We start from the raw sequence: 1,380 nt of genomic DNA on the forward strand, positions 1-1,380 counted from the left end.
TCCTGGATGTCAAGGCCTGGTAAGGTTCTTCGCGTTGCTTCGAATTAAACCACATGCTCCACCGCTTGTGCGGGCCCCCGTCAATTCATTTGAGTTTTAACCTTGCGGCCGTACTCCCCAGGCGGTCAACTTAATGCGTTAGCTGCGCCACTAAGAGCTCAAGGCTCCCAACGGCTAGTTGACATCGTTTACGGCGTGGACTACCAGGGTATCTAATCCTGTTTGCTCCCCACGCTTTCGCACCTCAGTGTCAGTATCAGTCCAGGTGGTCGCCTTCGCCACTGGTGTTCCTTCCTATATCTACGCATTTCACCGCTACACAGGAAATTCCACCACCCTCTACCATACTCTAGCTTGTCAGTTTTGAATGCAGTTCCCAGGTTGAGCCCGGGGCTTTCACATCCAACTTAACAAACCACCTACGCGCGCTTTACGCCCAGTAATTCCGATTAACGCTTGCACCCTCTGTATTACCGCGGCTGCTGGCACAGAGTTAGCCGGTGCTTATTCTGTCGGTAACGTCAAAACACTAACGTATTAGGTTAATGCCCTTCCTCCCAACTTAAAGTGCTTTACAATCCGAAGACCTTCTTCACACACGCGGCATGGCTGGATCAGGCTTTCGCCCATTGTCCAATATTCCCCACTGCTGCCTCCCGTAGGAGTCTGGACCGTGTCTCAGTTCCAGTGTGACTGATCATCCTCTCAGACCAGTTACGGATCGTCGCCTTGGTGAGCCATTACCTCACCAACTAGCTAATCCGACCTAGGCTCATCTGATAGCGCAAGGCCCGAAGGTCCCCTGCTTTCTCCCGTAGGACGTATGCGGTATTAGCGTCCCTTTCGAGACGTTGTCCCCCACTACCAGGCAGATTCCTAGGCATTACTCACCCGTCCGCCGCTGAATCAGGGAGCAAGCTCCCGTCATCCGCTCGACTTGCATGTGTTAGGCCTGCCGCCAGCGTTCAATCTGAGCCATGATCAAACTCTTCAGTTCAAACATCTTTGGGTTTTGAGAAAACCCTAAACTTGGCTCAGCAATCGTTGGTTACATCTTTGATTTCTCGCGGAGTAACTTGTGATGCTGATAATCTGTTGACTAGCAGTCTGATACCACAAGCACCCACACGAATTGCTTGATTCAGTTGTTAAAGAGCGGTTGGTTAAGATCTTTCGTCTCAACCGAGGCGCGCATTCTACAGCAGCCTCTGTTGCTGTCAAGCGGTTATTTTCAGAAGTTTTCAAAGTTTCCTTTGTAACTTCAACCACTTGCGCTTTCGATCTCTCGTCAGCGGGAGGCGAATTCTACAGCGTTACTCGCTGCTGTCAACACCTCTTTTTCAACTCCCTTTCGGCTTCGATGACCTGAAGCAACTCACT

Annotated in this window: 1 rRNA gene (running past one end of the window); it reads right to left on the bottom strand. The window is 50.9% G+C overall.

The window, feature by feature from the left end:
• A 16S ribosomal RNA gene (locus tag HNQ83_RS30830) occupies positions 1–997 on the bottom strand; it reaches 604 nt to the left of the window's first position.
• Between the last annotated feature and the right edge of the window lie 383 nt (positions 998–1,380).

This window comes from Pseudomonas sp. C2B4, from assembly GCF_013359695.1.
In the GTDB taxonomy this organism is placed as follows: domain Bacteria; phylum Pseudomonadota; class Gammaproteobacteria; order Pseudomonadales; family Pseudomonadaceae; genus Aquipseudomonas.